Origin of the sequence: Variovorax paradoxus, assembly GCF_024734665.1 — a bacterium.
Taxonomy (GTDB): Bacteria; Pseudomonadota; Gammaproteobacteria; order Burkholderiales; family Burkholderiaceae_C; genus Variovorax.
Window position 1 is genome coordinate 5,729,749 of the sequence record NZ_CP102931.1, and the last position, 16,711, is coordinate 5,746,459.

The 16,711-nt window shown below is 67.5% G+C and carries 14 protein-coding genes; all 14 read right to left on the minus strand.

The features are described 5' to 3' along the window. Position 1 precedes the first annotated feature (1 nt). Complete coding sequence (locus tag NWF24_RS27020) at positions 2-973, minus strand: D-alanine--D-alanine ligase (RefSeq protein WP_258351225.1); 972 nt, start codon at positions 971-973, stop codon at positions 2-4. Beyond that, positions 970-2,439 (minus strand): UDP-N-acetylmuramate--L-alanine ligase, encoded by a 1,470-nt coding sequence (gene murC / locus NWF24_RS27025; RefSeq protein WP_258351226.1) that lies wholly within the window; start codon positions 2,437-2,439, stop codon positions 970-972. Before murC ends, NWF24_RS27020 begins: the two co-directional genes overlap by 4 nt. After that, the gene (gene murG / locus NWF24_RS27030) at positions 2,436-3,497 is read right to left on the minus strand and encodes an undecaprenyldiphospho-muramoylpentapeptide beta-N-acetylglucosaminyltransferase (RefSeq protein ID WP_258351227.1); all 1,062 of its coding nucleotides are present in this window, start codon (positions 3,495-3,497) and stop codon (positions 2,436-2,438) included. Before murG ends, murC begins: the two co-directional genes overlap by 4 nt. Then, the gene (ftsW, locus tag NWF24_RS27035) at positions 3,494-4,792 is read right to left on the minus strand and encodes a putative lipid II flippase FtsW (RefSeq protein WP_093056268.1); all 1,299 of its coding nucleotides are present in this window, start codon (positions 4,790-4,792) and stop codon (positions 3,494-3,496) included. The genes murG and ftsW overlap by 4 nt, the downstream gene beginning before the upstream one ends. Next, entirely contained in the window at positions 4,789-6,888 is a 2,100-nt protein-coding gene (murD, locus tag NWF24_RS27040; protein ID WP_258351228.1) for a UDP-N-acetylmuramoyl-L-alanine--D-glutamate ligase, read from the minus strand. Before murD ends, ftsW begins: the two co-directional genes overlap by 4 nt. A 7-nt stretch (positions 6,889-6,895) precedes the next feature. Further along, the gene (gene mraY / locus NWF24_RS27045) at positions 6,896-8,074 is read right to left on the minus strand and encodes a phospho-N-acetylmuramoyl-pentapeptide-transferase (RefSeq protein ID WP_093056272.1); all 1,179 of its coding nucleotides are present in this window, start codon (positions 8,072-8,074) and stop codon (positions 6,896-6,898) included. Positions 8,075-8,089: 15 nt separating this feature from the next. Further along, positions 8,090-9,532 carry a UDP-N-acetylmuramoyl-tripeptide--D-alanyl-D-alanine ligase gene (locus tag NWF24_RS27050; RefSeq protein WP_258351229.1) on the minus strand — a complete coding sequence of 481 codons (1,443 nt, stop codon included), beginning with the start codon at positions 9,530-9,532 and terminating at the stop codon, positions 8,090-8,092. After that, positions 9,529-11,094 (minus strand): UDP-N-acetylmuramoyl-L-alanyl-D-glutamate--2,6-diaminopimelate ligase, encoded by a 1,566-nt coding sequence (locus tag NWF24_RS27055; RefSeq protein ID WP_258351230.1) that lies wholly within the window; start codon positions 11,092-11,094, stop codon positions 9,529-9,531. The genes NWF24_RS27050 and NWF24_RS27055 overlap by 4 nt, the downstream gene beginning before the upstream one ends. A gap of 2 nt (positions 11,095-11,096) precedes the next feature. After that, the gene (locus NWF24_RS27060; protein WP_093056277.1) at positions 11,097-12,851 is read right to left on the minus strand and encodes a peptidoglycan D,D-transpeptidase FtsI family protein; all 1,755 of its coding nucleotides are present in this window, start codon (positions 12,849-12,851) and stop codon (positions 11,097-11,099) included. After that, a complete protein-coding gene (gene ftsL, locus NWF24_RS27065) occupies positions 12,848-13,204 on the minus strand; it encodes a cell division protein FtsL (protein ID WP_258351231.1) in 357 nt (118 codons plus the stop codon). Before ftsL ends, NWF24_RS27060 begins: the two co-directional genes overlap by 4 nt. 2 nt (positions 13,205-13,206) lie before the next feature. Next, complete coding sequence (gene rsmH, locus NWF24_RS27070; protein WP_258351232.1) at positions 13,207-14,130, minus strand: 16S rRNA (cytosine(1402)-N(4))-methyltransferase RsmH; 924 nt, start codon at positions 14,128-14,130, stop codon at positions 13,207-13,209. A gap of 8 nt (positions 14,131-14,138) precedes the next feature. Continuing rightward, on the minus strand, positions 14,139-14,567 hold the full coding sequence (mraZ, locus tag NWF24_RS27075; RefSeq protein WP_081270207.1) for a division/cell wall cluster transcriptional repressor MraZ: 429 nt from the start codon (positions 14,565-14,567) through the stop codon (positions 14,139-14,141). Between the two features lie 272 nt (positions 14,568-14,839). Further along, positions 14,840-16,162, minus strand: coding sequence for an ATP-dependent protease ATPase subunit HslU (hslU, locus tag NWF24_RS27080; protein WP_258351233.1), 1,323 nt, complete (start codon positions 16,160-16,162; stop codon positions 14,840-14,842). Between the two features lie 2 nt (positions 16,163-16,164). Next, positions 16,165-16,710, minus strand: a complete 546-nt coding sequence (gene hslV, locus NWF24_RS27085; protein ID WP_042578379.1) for an ATP-dependent protease subunit HslV — start codon at positions 16,708-16,710, stop codon at positions 16,165-16,167. Position 16,711 lies beyond the last annotated feature (1 nt).

Consider the following 16,711-nt stretch of genomic DNA (forward strand, 5'->3'; position numbering starts at 1 on the left):
GCTATAGCGAGCCTCCCGTTGCGTCGAGCGCGGCCGAGGCCAGCACCCGCAGGCACAGGTCTTCGTACGCGATACCCGCGGCGCGGGCCGACATCGGCACCAGCGAATGGCTGGTCATGCCGGGCGAGGTGTTCATCTCCAGCAGGAAGGGCTTGCGGTCGCTGGCGCGAATCATCACGTCGGCACGGCCCCAGCCGCGGCAGCCGAGCGTGCGGTAGGCAGCCAGCGTGATGCGCTGAATCTCGTGCTCTTCCGCTTCGGGCAGGCCGCTCGGGCACTGGTACTTCACGTCGTCGGTGAAGTACTTGTTCTGGTAGTCGTAGGCGCCTTCGGGTGCGGAAATGCGCACCACCGGCAGCGCGCGCGCGTCGAGCCCGTGGCCGAGCACTGCGCAGGTCACTTCCTCGCCTTCGATGAATTCTTCGCAGAGCACGTCGGCGTCGTACTTGGCCGACAGCGTGATCGCGTCCTGCATCTGCGAGTAGCCCTCGACCTTGGTCACGCCGATGGAGGAGCCCTCGCGCGGCGGCTTCACGATCAGCGGCAGGCCGAGCACGTCGGGCACGGCCATGATCTGTTCGCGGCTTTGCTGGTCGAAGGCCAGGCGCACGTACTTGGGCGTCGGCAGGCCGTCGGCCTGCCAGATGCGCTTGGTCATGACCTTGTCCATGGCCACGCTGGAAGCCATCACGCCCGAGCCGGTGTACGGAATGCCGAGCAGTTCGAGCGCGCCCTGCACGGTGCCGTCCTCGCCATGGCGGCCATGCAGCGCGACGAAGCAGCGCGCGAAGCCTTCGCGCTCCAGGTCGGCCAGATCGCGCTGCGAAGGGTCGAAGGCATGCGCATCGACACCGCGTGAGCGCAGGGCTTCGAGCACGCCGGTGCCCGACATCAACGAGATTTCGCGTTCGGCGGAACTGCCGCCGAACAGCACGGCAACCTTGCCGAAGAGCTTGGGGTCCTGAAGGCTCATGAGGCCCTCCCTTTGCGCGAATCGCGCTGCGATGTTGAGGGTGCTGCGGCGGTGACGGCCGCCGCGCCGAGTTCGACGACCTTGCCCGGCACCGCGCCAATGGAGCCGGCGCCCATGGAAAGCACCACGTCGCCCACGCGGGCGTTGTCGAGAATGGCTTGCGGCATGGCGGCGATGTCGTCGACGAACACCGGCTCGACCTTGCCGGCCACGCGCAGCGCGCGCGCCAGCGTGCGGCCGTCGGCCGCCACGATGGGCGCCTCGCCTGCGGCGTAGACCTCGCCGAGCAGCACCGAGTCGGCCGTGCCGATGACCTTCACGAAATCCTCGAAGCAGTCGCGCGTGCGGGTATAGCGGTGCGGCTGGAAGGCCAGCACCAGCCGGCGGCCCGGAAACGCGCCGCGCGCGGCGGCGATGGTGGCCGCCATCTCGACGGGGTGATGACCGTAGTCGTCGATGACCGTGAAGGTACCGGCGGCATCGCCACCTTGCACAGCCACGTCGCCGTAGCTCTGGAAGCGCCGGCCCACGCCCTTGAAGCCCGCGAGGCCGCGCTGCACGGCTTCGTCGGGAATGCCGAGCTCCACGGCCACCGCGATCACCGACAGCGCATTGCGCACGTTGTGCTCGCCCGGCAGGTTCAGCACGATGGGCAGGTCGGGCAGCGTCACGCCGTTGCGGCGCTGCGCGGTGAAGTGCATCTGGCCGCCGACGGCGCGCACGTCGATGGCGCGCACCTGGGCGTCTTCGCCAAAGCCGTAACTGGTGACCGGGCAGGTCACGTCGGCCACGATCTCGCGCACCGCCGGATCGTCGGTGCAGAGAATGGCCACGCCGTAGAACGGCATGCGGTGCAGGAAGTCGACGAAGGCTTTCTTGAGCTTCGCGAAGTCATGCCCGTAGGTCTCCATGTGGTCGGCGTCGATGTTCGTGACCACCGCCATCACCGGCAGCAGGTTCAGGAACGAGGCGTCCGACTCGTCGGCCTCGACCACGATGTAGTCGCCGCTGCCGAGCTGCGCGTTGGCGCCCGCGCTGTTCAGGCGCCCGCCGATCACGAAGGTCGGGTCGAGCCCGGCGGCATCGAGCACGCTCGCCACCAGGCTGGTGGTGGTGGTCTTGCCGTGCGTGCCGGCAATGGCAATGCCCTGCTTCAGGCGCATCAGCTCGGCCAGCATCAGCGCGCGCGGCACCACCGGAATGCGCTTCTCGCGCGCGGCCAGCACTTCGGGGTTGTCCGACTGCACGGCGGTGGAAGTGACGACCGCGTCCGCGCCGTCGATGTGCGCGGCGGCGTGGCCCACGAAGGTGCCGATGCCCAGGCCCGCGAGTCGGCGCAGCGTGACGCTGTCGGACAGGTCGGAACCGGTGATCTTGTAGCCCAGGTTCAGCAGCACTTCGGCGATACCGCTCATGCCGGAACCACCGACGCCCACGAAATGGATGTGACGAATCGCGTGCTTCATTTGGCAAGCTCCTCGCAGGCGCGGACGACCGCTTCCACAGCTTCGGTCTTCTGCATGGTCTTGGCCTTGGTGGCCTTTTCGATCAGCGCGGTGCGCTCGGTTTTCTGTAGCAAGTCAGCCAGCAATTCAGGAGTGAGGTCGGCCTGTTGCACGAGCCATCCGCCGCCCGCATCCACGAGGAAGCGCGCGTTGGTGGTCTGGTGGTCGTCGACCGCCGAGGGGAAAGGCACGAACAGCGCTGCTGCGCCGACGGCCGCGATTTCTGTGACGGTGCTGGCGCCGGCGCGCGCGACGATGATGTCGGCGTCGGCATATGCCTGCGCGGTGTCTTCGATGAAGGGCGTGAGCTCGCCTTCGACGCCGGCCGCCGTGTAGTTGGCGCGCAGTTCGTCGATCTGCTTGGCGCCGCTCTGGTGCAGCACCTGCGGGCGCGTGGCCGGCTCGATGCGCGCCAGCGCCTGCGGCACCACGGTGTTGAGGCCGCGCGCGCCGAGGCTGCCGCCGACCACCAGCAATTTCAGCGGCCCGGTGCGGCCCGCGAAGCGCGTGGCCGGATCGGGCTGCGAAGTGAAGGCCGCACGCAGCGGGTTGCCCACCCACTGCGCCTTCTTCAACACATTGGGGAAGGCCGTGAACACGCGGTCGGCCACGCCTGCCAGCACCTTGTTGGCAAGGCCGGCGACCGAGTTCTGCTCGTGCAGCACCAGCGGCTTGTTGAGCAGCACGCCCATCATTCCGCCCGGAAAGGTGATGTAGCCGCCGAGGCCCACCAGCACGTCGGGCTTCACGCGGCGCACCACGCGCAGGCTCTGCCAGAAGGCGCGCAGCAGCTTCAGCGGCAACAGGAACAGCGTGAGCGGGCCCTTGCCGCGCACGCCGCCGAACTGCACGGGCTCGAAGGCGAAGCCGCGCGGCGGCACGAGTTTTTCTTCCATGCTGCCGGGTGCGCCCAGCCAGTGCACCTGCCAGCCGCGCTCGCGCAGGGCCTCGGCCACCGCAAGCCCCGGGAAGATGTGGCCGCCTGTGCCGCCTGCCATGACGAGTGCGGTGCGCGTCATACGCGACCTCCCCGCATCAGCACGCGGTTCTCGTAGTCGATACGCAGCACGATGGCCAGCGCCACAAGGTTCATCAGGATGGCCGAGCCGCCGAAGCTCATCAGCGGCAAGGTCAGTCCCTTGGTCGGCAGCGCGCCCAGATTCACACCCATGTTGATGAAGGTCTGGAAGCCGAGCCACACGCCCACGCCCTGGGCCACGAGGCCCGAGAACACGCGGTCCAGCGCAATCGCCTGGCGGCCGATGTGCATGATGCGGCGCGTGAGCCAGAGGAACAGGCCGATGATCAGCAGCACACCGACCAGGCCGAACTCTTCGCCGATCACGGCCAGCAGGAAGTCGGTGTGCGCCTCGGGCAGCCAGTGCAGCTTCTCGACGCTGCCGCCCAGGCCCACGCCGAAGATCTCGCCGCGCCCGATGGCGATCAGCGAGTGCGACAGCTGGTAGCCCTTGCCCAGCGCGTGCTCTTCGCTCCACGGATCGAGGTACGCAAAGATGCGCTCGCGGCGCCACGGGCTGCTCGCGACGATGGTGCCGAAGGCCACCACCACCAGCGCAGCAATCACGAAGAACATGCGCGCGTTCACGCCGCCCAGGAACAGGATGCCCATGGCGATCACGGCGATCACCATGAACGCGCCCATGTCGGGCTCGGCCATCACCAGCATGCCGACCACCACCACCGCGATGCCCATCGGTAGCACGGCGCGGAAGAAGCGCTCCTTGATCTCCATCTTGCGCACCATGTAGCTGGCGGCGTAGAGCACCATCGCGAGCTTGGCCAGCTCCGAGGGCTGAAAGCGCATGAAGCCCATCGGCAGCCAGCGGCGCGCGCCGTTCACGTTGATGCCGATGTGCGGAATGAGCACGGCCACCAGCAGCAGCAGCGAGGCCACGAAGAGCCAGGGCGCGGCACGCTCCCAGGTCTTCATCGGGATCTGGAAAGCCAGCAGCGCGGCGATGAACGCGAAGATCACCGAGGCCGCGTGCCGCGTGAGGAAGTACGAGGCGCTGTAGCCCGCGCGTGCGAAGCGCGGGTTGTCGGGCAGCGCGATGGAGGCCGAATACACCATGATCAGGCCCCAGGTCAGCAGCGCGACCGTGACCCAGACCAGCGCCTGGTCGAAACCCAGCACGCGCATCGGCGTGGCTTTTGTCTGCGCGATACCGGCGCCGCCCAGCCGCACGGGCAGGTGCACGGGCAGCGAGTCGATCCCGCTGCGGGCGCGCCTGAACCAGCCGCCAAAGCGGCTGGTGGATGCGTTGGGCGTGGCGCCTGAGGCGGCAGAGTTCAAACCGTGTCCTCCGTCGTCGAACCGCCCATGCCGCGCGGGCTGTCCTCGTAGGCCTGCACGGCCTCGCGGAACACCTCGGCGCGGTGCGCGTAGTCCTTGAACATGTCGAAGCTCGCACAGGCTGGTGACAGCAGCACGGCGTCGCCGGGGTTGGCGCGCGCGGACGCGAGCTTCACGGCCTCGTCCATCGAAGCAGCATGCAGCAGCGAAACGCCGGTCGACACCAGCGCGGCTTCGATGAGCGGCGCGTCGCGGCCGATGAGCACCACGGCGCGCGCGTATTGGCGCACGGGCTCGGCCAGCGGCTCGAAGTCTTGTCCCTTGCCATCGCCGCCGAGGATGACGACCACGCGGCGCTCTTCGCCCAGGCCGATCAGCGCAGCCACGGTGGCGCCGACGTTGGTGCCCTTGCTGTCGTCGAAGTACTCGACCTCGTCCACGATGGCGATCGGCTCCACGCGGTGCGGCTCGCCGTGGTATTCGCGCAGGCCGTAGAGCATGGGGCCCAGCGGGCAGTCAGCGGCGCTGGCCAGCGCGAGTGCGGCCAGTGCGTTCATGGCGTTGTGACGGCCGCGGATGCGCAGCGCGTCGGCGGGCATCAGGCGCTGCAGGAAGATTTCTTCCTCGACCACGGCGCCGCGCTTGCGCTTCTGCGTTTCGTCGGCTTCCAGCGCGCGCACCAGCCAGGCCATGCCGTTGACGCGCTCGATGCCGTAGTCACCCGGGCGCAGCGGCATGGCTGCACCGAAGGTGACGTGCGTGCGGATCTGCGGGCGCTGCAGCTTGGCCCTGACGGGCGCGGGCAGCATCGCCATCACGTCGGCATCGTCACGGTTGAGGATCATGAGCCCATGCGCGCCGAAGATCCGCGCCTTGGCCGCCGCATAGGCCGGCATATCGCCATGCCAGTCGAGGTGGTCCTGCGTGAGGTTGAGCACGGTGGCGGCCGTGGGCTCGAAGCCCTGCACGCCGTCGAGCTGGAAGCTGGACAGCTCCAGCACCCACACATCGGGCAGAGTGTCGGCATCCATGTGCGCCGAGAGCGTGTCGAGCAGCGTCGGGCCGATGTTGCCGGCTACGGCCACGGTCTTGCCCGCGCGCTCGACCAGCTGACCGGTGAGCGAGGTGACGGTGGTCTTGCCGTTGGTGCCGGTGATGGCGAGCACCGCGGGCGTGTAGCCCTTGGGGGCTTCGGGCTCGACGGGGGGGGCCAGTTCGAGCTGGGGCGATTCTTCTTCGACGGCAGCCGAGGCCGGATTGGTGGCGGAGATTTCGGCGATCTTGGCGACGAACTCGGCAGCCTCCCTGGCGGCGGTCGGGACGTAGGGCTTGCCGGTGACAGGCAGGCGGGAAGCGGTGGAGGGCGCGGGAGCCGAAGCCTCGAGGGACTCGGGGACAACGGCGGACACTTCCGGTGCGGGCTCGGCCACCGGCTCGACGACTTCTGCGGCCTCGGGCGGCAGCGGCACGGCGACGCTCATCGAAGGATCGCGCGGCATGGCTTCGGCTTGCGCGGGCACGGCCGGTTCGGTCGCGGTTTCTGCGGCGACTTCGGGTGCTTCGGTTTCGAAAGGCTCGGGCTGTTGTACCGGCTCGGCCACGGCTTCTGCCTGCTCGGCGGGCGCGGGCTCATCCAGCGGCAGTAGCGCTTGCGCCTCCGGCTCGGCGGTTTCCACGGGCGCTTCTGCCACCGGCTCGATGGGTGCTTCCGCTTCGGGTTCCGGCTCAGCCTCGACCACCGACACTTCCACCGTCCGCAGGTCCAGCAACGCACGCGCGAACAGGTCCAGCTCGCCACCGACCGGCAGGCCGACAGCACGTGCCGCTTCCGCCACCGGCGCAATGGTCGCGGGCGACAGCCCCGGCGAGCGATACACCGCACGGATCGGCGTGCCTTCGACCAGCGCAGCCGAGAACGGCCCGCCGACGAACGTCACCTCAGGCCACTCCGCCCGCAGCGTCGCAAGCAGCGACGGCGCCTCGCGCGTATCGGCCACGGTCACGACGGCACCGTGGCGCGCGCACCAGCGCGCCATCGCCAGCCCGGACGCACCGAGGCCGAGGATGAGAACGGGGAGGTCTTTCAGATGCCGCATGGTTCCGTTACCGCAGCTTCAACGTCGAAAGACCCACGAGGCACAGCAGCATCGTGATGATCCAGAAGCGCACCACGACCTGCGTCTCGCGCCAGCCGCTCTTCTCGAAGTGATGGTGCAGCGGCGCCATCTTGAGCACGCGGCGGCCTTCGCCGTAGCGCTTCTTCGTGTACTTGAAGTACATGACCTGCGCCATCACCGAGATCGCCTCGACCACGAAGATGCCGCCCATGATGAAGAACACGATCTCCTGGCGCACGATGACCGCGATGGTGCCCAGCGCGCCGCCGAGCGCCAGCGCGCCCACGTCGCCCATGAAGACCTGCGCCGGGTGCGTGTTGAACCAGAGGAACGCGAGCCCCGCGCCAGCCATGGCAGAGCAGAACACCAGCAGCTCTCCCGAGCCCGGGATATTGGGGAACAGCAGGTACTTGGAGTACACCGCGCTGCCCGTGACATAGGCGAACACGCCCAGCGCCGAGCCCACCATCACCACCGGCATGATCGCCAGGCCATCGAGGCCGTCTGTCAGGTTCACCGCATTGCTCGCGCCCACGATCACCAGGTACGTAAGGATCACGAAGCCGATGCCGCCCAGCGGGTAGCTCACTTCCTTGAAGAAAGGCACCAGCAGGTTGATCTTGGGCGGAAAGTCGAGATCGAAGCCCGACTGCACCCACGCGAAGAACAGCTGCACCACGCGCCAGTTGGAGCTCTCCGAGATGCTGAAGAGCAGGTAGAAGGCGGCAATGAGGCCGACCACCGACTGCCAGAAATACTTCTCGCGCGAGCGCATGCCTTCCGGGTCCTTGCGCACCACCTTGCGCCAGTCGTCGACCCAGCCGATGGCGCCGAAGCCCATCGTGACCCACAGCACGATCCACACGAACCTGTTCGAAATATCGAACCACAGCAGCGTGGCGAAGGCGATGGCGAACAGCACCAGCACACCGCCCATGGTGGGCGTGCCGCTCTTGGTCAGGTGCGTTTCCATGCCGTAGCCGCGAATCGGCTGGCCGATCTTGAGCGCGGCCAGGCGGCGGATCACGTACGGGCCGGCCACGAGGCCGACCACGAGCGCGGTCAGCGCAGCCATCAGCGCGCGGAAGGTGAGGTATTGAAAAACGCGCAAAAACCCGAACTCGGGCGAGAGCGTCTGCAGCCATTGGGCCAGGGTCATCAGCATGTTGTTTCGCGCGGCTCATGCGTCATGACCGGCCTCCTTTTGTTGTTGTGGTTGTGCTTGCGCCTGTGCTTCGATGGCCTGCACCACGCGCTCCATCTTCATGAAGCGCGATCCCTTGACGAGCACGCTGCCCAGCTGCGGCAGGCGCGCGAGCACGGCCGCGCCGAGCGCGTCGAACTCTTCGAAATGGCGTCCGTCGGCACCGCCGAAGGCAGCTGTGGTGTGCGTCGTCGCGGCGCCCAGCGTATAGACGGACTCGATGCCGCGCTGGCGCGCCCGCTCGCCGACTTCGGCGTGGAACTCGGGCGAGCGGTCGCCCACCTCGCCCATGTCGCCGAGCACCAGCAAGCGCGGGCCCGGCAGGGCGGCGAGCACGTCGATGGCGGCGATCACGGAATCGGGGTTGGCGTTGTAGCTGTCGTCGACCAGCGTGAGCGCATGGCCGCCGGCCAGCACGATTTCGTTGGCGCGCGAACGGCCCTTGACCGGCTCGAAGGCCGACAGGCCCGCGGCAATGGTCTCGAGCGACACGCCGGCCGCGAGCGCACAGGCCGTGGCCGCCAGCGCATTGACGACGTTGTGCCGACCCGCGATGTGCAGGCGCGCATCGAAGGCGCCGAGCGGCGTGCGGATGCGCACGGCCCAGGCGCCCTGCTTCCATTCAGCGCTGTCGAGCGAGATGTCGGCATCTTCCGGTTCGCCGAAAGTCATGCAACGGCGCGAGCCACCGGCGTGCGCCATGTCGGTCCACAGCGAGGTGAAATCGTCGCCGTAGGGGAAGACGGCTGTGCCGCCTTCGGGCAGCACCGCAAACACGGCGGCGTTTTCGACGGCCACCGCCTCGACGGTGGCCATGAACTCCTGGTGCTCGCGCTGGGCGTTGTTGACGAGCGCGATGGTCGGGCGCGAGATGGCGGCCAGCCGCGCGATTTCGCCCGGATGGTTCATGCCCAGTTCGAGCACCGCGCGCTGGTGCTGCGCGCGCAGGCGCAGCAGCGTGAGCGGCACGCCGATCTCGTTGTTGAAGTTGCCGGCGGTGGCCAGCGCTCGTTCGGCGCGGAAGGCGAACAGCACGGCCGCGATCATCTGCGTGACCGTGGTCTTGCCGTTGCTGCCGGTCACAGCGATCAGCGGCAGCTCGAACTGCGCGCGCCAGCCCGCGCCGAGCGCGCCGAGCGCGGCCAGCGAGTCGGGCACTTCGAGGCCGCTGAGGCCGGCCGCTTCGAGGCCGTGGTGCGCAATGGCGGCCACAGCGCCGCGCTTCCTGGCGTCCGCCAGGAAGTCGTTGGCATCGAAGCGCTCGCCCTTGAGCGCGACGAACAGGTCACCCTGCGCGAGCGTGCGCGTGTCGGTATGCACGCGGGCGATGACGGTCGAGGCGTCACCCACCAGGCGCGATCCCGGAATCCATTGCTGCACCTGGGCCAGCGTGATGTTGAGAGGCGTCGTGTCGGTCATGCCGCGGCCCCCCTCTTTGCCAGCGCCTGAAGCGCATGGGCCTTGTCGGAAAACTCGATGCGCTGGCCGGCGATTTCCTGCCAGGCCTCGTGGCCCTTGCCGGCGATCAGCACCACGTCTTGCGGGGCGGCCTGCGCGATGGCATCGGCGATGGCGGCGGCGCGGTCGGGCTGCACCTGGGCGGCCTCGGGGCGCGAGAAGCCGCGCAGCACCTGGCTGATGATCGCGTCGGGCTTTTCGCTGCGCGGGTTGTCGCTGGTGACGACAACGCGGTCGGCCTGGCGCTCGGCCACGGCGGCCATCATCGGGCGCTTGATCGGGTCGCGGTCGCCGCCGCAGCCGAACAGGCACCAGAGCGCGCCGCCGCGCTGCTTTGCCAGCGGGCGCAGGCCGATCAGGGCCTTGTCGAGCGCATCGGGCGTGTGGGCATAGTCGACCACGGCGAGCGGCGCGCCTTCGCCTTCGCCTGTGCCTGCGCGGTCCATGCGGCCCGGCACGCTGGTGAGGTTGGCGCAGGCTGCCACGGCCTGGGCCAGCGTCAGGCCCAGCGCGCGCAGCGTGCCGAGCACGCCCAGCAGGTTGGCCACGTTGTACTGGCCGATCAGGCCGGTCGACAGGCGCTCCACCGCGGCGGTGCCGTGCTCGGCCACCGAGAACTGCAGGCCCTGCGCGTCGTAGCCGATGTCGCGCGCCACGAGGCGGGCGGGCTTGCCACCGGCCGAGACGGTCCAGACGTCGAGCGCGCCGATGCCGGCGTCGATCAGGTTCGCGCACAGGCTGGCGCCGTGCGTGTCGTCGATGTTGATCACCGCCGCGCGCAGGCCGGGCCAGCGGAACAGCTCGGCCTTGGCCTGCCAGTAGGCGTCCATGCTGCCGTGGTAGTCGAGGTGGTCCTGCGTGAAGTTGGTGAACACGGCCACCGCGATCTGCGCGCCGTCGAGCCGGCGCTCGGCGATGCCGATGGACGAGGCCTCGATGGCGCAGGCGCCAAAGCCGCGCGTGACCAGCGAGCGCAGTTCGCGCTGCATCATCACCGGGTCGGGCGTGGTGAGGCCCGTGTAGGTCAGCTCGGGCGGCACGCCGATGCCCAGCGTGCCCATCACCGCACAGGGCGACGGCGCGTCGCGCTGCATGGTGCCGTCGGGCCGCATCGCGCGCACGCCGCCCGCCGCGCGCAGCGTGGAGAGCGATTCGGCGAGCCACCAGGCGGTGGAGGTCTTGCCGTTGGTGCCGGTCACGGCCAGCACGTCGAGCAGGGCCGAGGGGTTGTCGTAGAAGGCCGAGGCGATCGGGCCGGTGGCGGCCTTCAGGCCGGGGTAACTCACGATGCGGTCGTCGCCTTCAAAGCCGAAGGCCTCGACGCCCTCGCGCTCCACCAGGCAGACCGCCGCGCCCTGCGCCAGCGCGGCCGCAACGTGCTTGCGCCCGTCAGTGGCGGCGCCAGGCCAGGCGATGAAGACGTCGCCCGCGCCCACGGCACGGCTGTCTGCGTGCAGCGCGGCCTGCGGCACGCGCTCCTTGAGCCAGGCCGCGGCAAGTTGGGGGGAAGTGAAGGTCAGCATGTTCAGAAACTCTCGTCGACGCCCTGCGTCATCACAAGCGGTTTGACCGCCAGATCGGGCGGTACGTTCATCATGCGCAGCGTCTGCTGCACGACTTCGCTGAACACGGGCGCCGCGGCGACGCCGCCGAAATACTGGCCATCGCTGGGCTCATCGATCATCACCGCGACGATGATGCGCGGCTTGTCGATAGGCGCCATGCCGGTGAACCAGGCGCGATATTTGTTACTCGCGTAACCCTTGCCGACCTGCTTGTGGGCCGTGCCCGACTTGCCGCCGACCGAGTAGCCGACCGTCTGCGCACGGGTGCCGGTGCCGCCGGGGCCGGCGGCCATCTGCAGCATCTTGCGCACCGCCAGCGCATTCGATGGCGAGAACACGCGCACGCCGACCGGCGGCTCGGAGTTCTTCAGGATGGTGACCGGAATGATCGAGCCGTCGTGCGCGAACGAGGTGTACGAATGCGCCATCTGGAACAGCGACGCCGACAGGCCGTAGCCGTAGGCCATGGTGGCCTGCTCGACCGGCTTCCAGGTCTTCCACGGGCGCAGCCGGCCCGTCACGGCGCCGGGGAACTGGATCTGCGGCTTCTGGCCGTAGCCGAGCGCGGTGTAGGTGTCCCACATCTCGTGCGGGGTCATCTTCTGGGCGATCTTGAGCGCGCCGACGTTGCTCGACTTCTGGATCACGCCTTCGACCGTCAGCGTGCCGTAGTTGTGGGTGTCGCTGATGGTGAAGCCGCCGATCTGGAATCGGCCCGGGCCGGTTTCGATCAGGGTCGAGGGCTTCACGCGGCCGGCTTCCAGCGCCATGCCTACGGTGATCGGCTTCATGGTCGAGCCGGGCTCGAAGGTGTCGGTGAGCGCGCGGTTGCGCAGCTGTTCGCCGGTGAGGTTCTGGCGCTTGTCGGGCACGTAGCTCGGGTAGTTGGCCAGCGCAAGCACTTCGCCGGTGACGGAATCGAGCACCACCACGCTGCCGGCCTTGGCCTTGCGCGCGGTCACGGCGTCGCGCAGCTTCTGGTAGGCGAAGAACTGCACCTTGCTGTCGACACTGAGCTGGATGTCCTTGCCGTCGAGCGGCGGCACGGTTTCGCCAACGCCCTCGACCACGCGGCCCAGGCGGTCCTTGATGACCCGGCGCGAACCCGCCTTGCCGGCCAGCTCCTTGTTGAACGCGAGCTCGATGCCTTCCTGGCCGTTGTCTTCCACGTTGGTAAAGCCCACCACGTGCGCGGCAGCCTCGCCCTCTGGGTACTGGCGCTTGTATTCCTTGCGCTGGTAGATGCCCTTGAGGTTCATGGCCGCGATCTGCTTGGCGATGGGCTCGTCGACCTGGCGCTTGATCCAGACGAAGGTCTTGTCCTCGTCTTCGAGCTTCTTGTCGAAGTCTTTTTGCGACATCTCGAGCAGCTTGGCGACCTGCTTGAGCTTGGCGCGCACTTCGGGGTCGTCGCGCTCGATGTCTTCCGGAATGGCCCAGATGCTGGGCGCGACCACGCTGGAGGCCAGGATGAGCCCGTTGCGGTCGAGGATGCGGCCACGATTGGCCGGCAGTTCGAGCGTGCGCGCGAAACGCACTTCGCCCTGCCGCTGGAAGAAGCTGTTGTTGAGCACCTGCACGTAGGCCGCCCGGCCCGCCAGCATGACGAAGCCGAGCGCGATGCCAGCGACGATGAACTTGCTGCGCCACACCGGCGTCTTGCTCGCGAGCAAGGGGCTGGTGGTGTAGCGCACGCTGCGGTTGCCCCGGTTCATCGTGCGGCCCTCGCTGCGGTGACCGGCTTGGCCGTCGGCTTGGGTGTGGTCGGCGCAGGCGCCACCGGCGCAACCGCGGGGATCACCGTGCCGTCGGGCCGTACATACTGCGTGATGGCCGGCGATGTGGTGCGCATCTGCAGCTGCTCCTTGGCGAGCTTCTCGACGCGCAGTGGCGTGGCCTGTGCGCGCTTCTCTACCTGCAGGCGATCGCGGTCGGTCTCCAGGCGGCGGGCTTCCTGCTGCACGCGGTCGAGCTCGGTATAGAGCTGACGCGACATGTACTGCGTGTGCACAAGGTACAAAGCCGTCGCAATGACGGCCAGCAGCAGCAGGATGTTCAGGCGGGCCATGGTCAGCTGGCCCCGGTGCGTTCTGCGACGCGAAGAATGGCGCTGCGCGAGCGCGGATTGCCGCTCACCTCGGCATCGGACGGCTTGATGCGCTCCAGGGCGCGCAGCTTCATGACCTTCGGGGCGGCAAACGGCGCGCGGCGGTCGTAGACCTCCTTCGAGTGCTTGGCGATGAACTGCTTCACGATGCGGTCTTCCAGCGAGTGGAAGCTGATCACCGCGAGCCGCCCCTGGGGTTTGAGCACGGACAGACTCGCTTCTAGCGCCTGTTGCAGCTCTTCAAGCTCGGCGTTGATGAAAATCCGAAAAGCCTGAAATGTGCGCGTTGCAGGGTTCTGGCCCTGCTCGCGGGTTTTGACCGTGCCAGCCACGAGCTCGGCCAGTTCGGTGGTGGTTGAAATTGGGCCCCGTTCTTGTCGGCGAGCAACAATCGCCTTTGCAATCTGAACAGCAAACCGTTCTTCGCCATAGTCACGGATCACCTCTGCAATCTGCTGAAGTTCGGCCGTTGCCAGCCATTCGGCCACGCTCTCGCCGCGCGTGGTGTCCATGCGCATGTCGAGCGGGCCGTCGAAACGAAAACTGAAACCGCGCACCGGGTTGTCGATCTGCGGCGAGCTCACGCCCAGGTCCATCAACAGGCCGTCGACGCTCGCGTCGGGCAATTCGCCCAGCGAGCGGAATCCCTGGTGGCGGATAGAAAAACGCGCATCGGAGATGCGCGCTGCTTCGGCCACTGCTTCCGCATCCTTGTCGAATGCGATCAGCCTGCCTTCCGGCGCCAGCCTGGAGAGGATTGCACGCGCATGCCCTCCCCGCCCGAAAGTGGCGTCCACGTAGGTGCCGGTTGCCGCCGTGCTGCCGGAAAGAAGAGCTTCCACCGCTTCGTTCAGCAAGACGGTCGTATGGGTCCATGGGGTGTTCACTTGGGTCCTCAGAACGCAAAGTCCTGAAACACATCCGGCATCTCGCCCTGGGTGGCCTCGGCCTCCTTGGCCTCGTACGTGGCCTTGTCCCAGAGTTCGAAGTGGTTGCCCATGCCCAGCAGCAGCGTCTCGCGCGTGATGCCGGTGGCCGCGCGCAGTTCGGGCGACACCAGGATGCGGCCGGTGCCGTCCATCTCGACGTCCATGGCGTTGCCCAGGAAAACGCGCTTCCACCACTGCGCCGACATCGGCAGCGCGGCGATGCGCTCGCGGAATTTTTCCCATTCGGGACGGGGGAACACCATCAGGCATCCGTGCGGATGCTTGGTGATCGTGAGCTGGCCGCCTGCCGTCGCGCTCAGGACGTCGCGATGCCGGGTCGGCACGGAGAGCCGCCCCTTGGCATCCAGACTGAGCGATGAAGCGCCTTGAAACACGACCACGAAACCCCTGTGTTGGGAGTGCTGCGGCACCCGAAAGGGGCACTACCCGCACTTTTTCCCACTTAACTGCACTTTTTTGCACTGTAGCAGGAAACACTTCGGAAGCAACTGGCCGTTTGGGCTATTTTTTGTAATGGAATCAACGACTTAGCGCCGATTCCAAAACCATGGAATCGGCGAATTTCGTTGAAAATTAAGTACTTAGCTCACGCAATGAATGTGATGCGTGAAGGATTCCCCCGTTACAGGGGGAAGGAGAAGCAGCTTCAGAGGATGAAGCGCGAAAGGTCTTCGTCGTGACTTAGTGCCGCAAGGCGCTGGTCGACAAAAGCGGCATCGATGCGGATCGATTGCCCTTCGAGGCGGGTCGCGTCGAAGCTTACCTCATCCAGCAGGCGCTCCATCACGGTCGACAAACGGCGTGCGCCGATGTTCTCGGTGCGCTCGTTCACCTCGAAGGCGATGGTGGCCAGCCGGTTCACGCCTTCGGGCGTGAATTCGAGCGTCACGCTCTCGGTGGCGAGCAGAGCCTGGTACTGCTTCACCAGCGACGCGCGGGTCTGCGTGAGGATGCTTTCGAAGTCCGCCACCGACAGCGATTGCAACTCGACGCGGATCGGAAAGCGCCCCTGCAACTCGGGGATCAGGTCGCTCGGCTTGCTCAGGTGAAAGGCGCCGCTCGCGATGAACAGCATGTGATCAGTGCGCACCACGCCGTACTTGGTGGTGACGGCCGTGCCCTCCACCAGCGGCAGCAGGTCGCGCTGCACGCCTTGGCGCGACACGTCGGAGCCCTGCGCTTCGCTGCGCGTGGCGACCTTGTCGATCTCGTCGATGAAGACGATGCCGTTCTGCTCGGCATTGGTGATCGCCTGCGTGCGGATCTCGTCCTCGTTGACCAGCTTGGCCGCTTCCTCGTCGATCAGCAGGCGCAGCGCCTCGGCGATCTTGAGCTTGCGTGTCTTGCGCTTGCCGCCACCGATCTGGCCGAACATGCCGCGCAGCTGCTCGGTCATTTCCTCCATGCCGGCGGGGCCCATGATTTCCAGTGGGGTGCGGGTCTCGGCGAGGTCGAGTTCGATTTCCTTGTCGTCGAGCTGGTGCTCGCGCAGCTTCTTGCGGAAGGCCTGGCGGGTGGCGTTGCCCGTGTCGGCCACCGCGCCATCGGCACCGCGCGCGGGAGGCAGCAGCACGTCGAGGATGCGGTCTTCGGCAGCGTCTTCGGCACGCGCGCGCACCTTGGTGCTTTCCGATTCGCGGGTCTGCTTGACTGCGATTTCGGCGAGGTCACGGATGATCGAATCGACGTCCTTGCCCACGTAGCCGACCTCGGTGAACTTGGTGGCCTCGACCTTGATGAAGGGCGCATCGGCCAGGCGCGCGAGGCGGCGGGCGATCTCGGTCTTGCCCACGCCCGTGGGGCCGATCATGAGGATGTTCTTCGGCGTGATCTCGTGGCGCAGCTTGTCGTCGACCTGCTGGCGGCGCCAGCGGTTGCGCAGGGCAATGGCCACGGCGCGCTTGGCGGCCGGCTGGCCGACGATGTGGTTGTCGAGCTCGGAGACGATTTCCTGGGGGGTCATGGACATGGTCAGAGCGCTTCCACCGTGTGGTTCATGTTCGTGTAAATGCAGATTTCTCCGGCGATCGCCAGCGATTTGCGCACGATCTGCTCGGCCGAGAGGTCTGTGTTGTCGATCAGCGCCTTGGCCGCCGACTGGGCATACGCCCCGCCCGAACCGATGGCGATCACGCCGTCTTCGGGCTCCAGCACGTCGCCGTTGCCGGTGATGATGAGCGAGGTGGTGGCGTCGGCCACTGCGAGCATGGCCTCGAGCTTGCGCAGCACGCGGTCGGTGCGCCAATCCTTGGTGAGCTCGACTGCCGCGCGGGTCAGGTGCCCCTGGTGCTTTTCGAGCTTGGCCTCGAAGCGCTCGAAGAGCGTGAAGGCGTCGGCCGTGGCGCCGGCAAAGCCTGCGAGCACTTTGCCGTGATAGAGGCGGCGCACTTTGCGCGCCGTGCCCTTGATGACGATATTGCCGAGAGTGACCTGCCCGTCCCCGCCAATGGCGACCTGATCGCCTTGGGGGGTCTTGCGGCGCACGCTCACGATGGTGGTGCCGTGAAACTGTTCCATC

Bases quoted from the DNA above. Each gene is read 5' to 3' on its own strand.
- mraY (WP_093056272.1), bottom strand. From the start codon at position 8,074: ATGCTGATGACCCTGGCCCAATGGCTGCAGACGCTCTCGCCCGAGTTC.
- murC (WP_258351226.1), bottom strand. From the start codon at position 2,439: ATGAAGCACGCGATTCGTCACATCCATTTCGTGGGCGTCGGTGGTTCC.
- ftsL (WP_258351231.1), bottom strand. From the start codon at position 13,204: ATGGCCCGCCTGAACATCCTGCTGCTGCTGGCCGTCATTGCGACGGCT.
- NWF24_RS27020 (WP_258351225.1), bottom strand. From the start codon at position 973: ATGAGCCTTCAGGACCCCAAGCTCTTCGGCAAGGTTGCCGTGCTGTTC.
- NWF24_RS27050 (WP_258351229.1), bottom strand. From the start codon at position 9,532: ATGACCGACACGACGCCTCTCAACATCACGCTGGCCCAGGTGCAGCAA.
- hslV (WP_042578379.1), bottom strand. From the start codon at position 16,710: ATGGAACAGTTTCACGGCACCACCATCGTGAGCGTGCGCCGCAAGACC.
- NWF24_RS27060 (WP_093056277.1), bottom strand. From the start codon at position 12,851: ATGAACCGGGGCAACCGCAGCGTGCGCTACACCACCAGCCCCTTGCTC.
- murG (WP_258351227.1), bottom strand. From the start codon at position 3,497: ATGACGCGCACCGCACTCGTCATGGCAGGCGGCACAGGCGGCCACATC.
- NWF24_RS27055 (WP_258351230.1), bottom strand. From the start codon at position 11,094: ATGCTGACCTTCACTTCCCCCCAACTTGCCGCGGCCTGGCTCAAGGAG.
- hslU (WP_258351233.1), bottom strand. From the start codon at position 16,162: ATGTCCATGACCCCCCAGGAAATCGTCTCCGAGCTCGACAACCACATC.
- murD (WP_258351228.1), bottom strand. From the start codon at position 6,888: ATGCGGCATCTGAAAGACCTCCCCGTTCTCATCCTCGGCCTCGGTGCG.